Raw genomic sequence first — 2,192 nt, 5'->3', positions numbered from 1 at the left:
CACAGCCCAAGCTGGAGAGCGTCCCCCTCTCACGGGAGCAGAGCAAGGCGCGCGCAAAAACTCAGGCAGCCGTTGATAAAGCCGAGCAGCGCATTGCCCTGCTCGAAACGCGCCTCGGCGAACTTGAAACCAGCCTCGGCGCGGGCAATGGCGATCTTATCGCCCTCGCCGCCGAACACACCCAGACTCAGAATCAGCTTGCCCAAGCTCTCACTGAGTGGGAGCGGCTTGGCGAAGAGCTGGGGTAAACTAGGCGGTATGAAGCGTCTTCACGCAACACTGCTGTCTGCGTCCGCTGCCTTGCTGGCGGCGCTCGCCTTTGCCTCGCCACAAAAGCCCATTCCAAAGCCGAAGCTGAGTTTTACGAATGATGTCTTGCCAGTGCTCACCAAGCTGGGCTGTAACCAGGGAAACTGCCACGGGCAGCAGGGTGGCAAGGGCGGGTTCGCGCTCTCGCTGCGGGCCTGGGATCCAGCGTTCGACTTTGAAAATATCGTGAAAGCGGCGAATGGACGGCGTATTGCAACGAGCGATCCAACCCGTAGCTTGTTTCTGCTCAAGCCGCTCGGGCTTGTTCCCCACGCGGGAGGGAAGCTACTCACTCCCTACTCCGAGGCTCATCTGATTATCCAGCGCTGGTTGGCCGAGGGTCGCCCCGCCCCGGACGAGAAGACCGATTTAAGCGTCACGGAGCTGACCGTCACCCCAGAAGCTGCCCTGGTGCGCAAGCCGGGCGAGAGTGTGGCGATCTCCGTGCGAGCAACCTACAGCGATGGCACCCAGCGCGATGTGACACGCTGGAGCCGCTTCAGCAGCCAGAACGATGCCGTCGCCAGTGTGGACGACGCGGGGAAAGTCCGTGTCCGTGGCCCAGGGGAGAGCGCGGTTCTGGTGGCCTACAGCGGCGAGGTAAAAGTCACGCGGGTTGCCCTGCCCTATGCGCCTCTCTCGCTGCACCCTGAGGCGACCAACCCGCTGGACCTTGCGGTACTAGGCAAGCTAGACAAACTGGGCCTCACGCCCTCGCCGCGCTGCACCGACAGTGAGTTCCTCCGCCGCGTCTCCCTCGATCTCACAGCCACCTTGCCCACCCCAAATCAGACACGCCAGTTTCTGGACTCAACAGATCCGCAGAAGCGCACGAAGCTCATTGACAAGCTCTTAGAGACCGATGCCTACGTGGACCTGCGAACCCTCAAGCTCTGCGACTTGCTACGGGTCAATGGGCAGTTCCTCAGCGATGAGGGCGCGGACACCTACTACCGCTGGATTCGGCAACAGGTGGCGCAGAATGTCCCGTTTGACAAGTTCGCCTTCGCGCTCTTAACTGGCAAGGGCAGTACGTTTCACACCGGCCCGGCCAACTACTGCCGGGTCGCGCAGACCCCGGAGGACCTGACGGAGACAACGGCGAGTACGTTCCTAGGTACCCGAATTGGCTGCGCTCGCTGCCACAACCATCCCTTTGAGCGCTGGAAACAATCCGATTACTACAACTTCGCCGCCTTCTTCGCTCGCTACGGGCGCAAGGGTGGCCCGGAGTTCGGGGAGGAGCAGGTTTTTGTGAAGCGCGACGGCGAGATTGCCAACCCGCGCAATAAAGCCACAGCGAAGATGCGGTTTCTGGGAGAGAAAGCCGCAGTCGTGGGCGAGCCCTTCGCGGACCGACGGGAGACACTCGCAACCTGGCTGACGGGAAAAGATAACCGGCAGTTTGCACGGGTCGCGGCCAACCGGCTCTGGTCAGACTTCTTCGGGCGCGGCATTGTCGAGCCCGTGGACGACTTCCGGCTCTCCAACCCTCCCAGCAATCCAGAAGCGCTGGAGTACCTCACTGATAAGCTCCTCGCCAGCCACTTCGACCTGAAAGCGGTCACACGGCTGATCCTGAACTCGGAGACCTACCAGCGCAGCAGCCAGATTCTGACCCCGACGCCGCTGCTGCCCGGCAATGTGCGCGATGACCGCTACTTCGCCCGCGCCTACCCACGCCGTCTTGGGGCGGAGACACTGCTGGATGTGGTGGGCCAGGTGACCGGCAAGCGGGATCGGTTCTATCCCTACCCCGACGGCATCCGTGCCACGCAGCTTCGTGAGAGCCGCAACTCGGGTTACTTTCTAGAGATATTTGGGCGTCCCAAACGCGAGATTCTCTGCTCCTGCGAGCGCTCGCCCCAGCCCAATCTTTCGCA

2 protein-coding genes are annotated in these 2,192 nt (G+C 62.0%); both read left to right on the top strand.

What is annotated here, in order from left to right:
* A partial coding sequence (locus ACH2EH_RS03860) for a hypothetical protein (protein WP_395139144.1) occupies positions 1-248 on the top strand: 248 nt, incomplete at its 5' end.
* Positions 249-258: 10 nt separating this feature from the next.
* Positions 259-2,192 (top strand): DUF1549 domain-containing protein (locus tag ACH2EH_RS03855; RefSeq protein WP_395139142.1); only part of this gene is annotated, 1,934 nt, incomplete at its 3' end.

The organism is Armatimonas sp., assembly GCF_043760365.1.
Taxonomy (GTDB): Bacteria; Armatimonadota; Armatimonadia; order Armatimonadales; family Armatimonadaceae; genus Armatimonas.
Note: the sequence above shows the minus strand (reverse complement) of the source record. Positions and strands in the feature narration are given on the sequence as shown.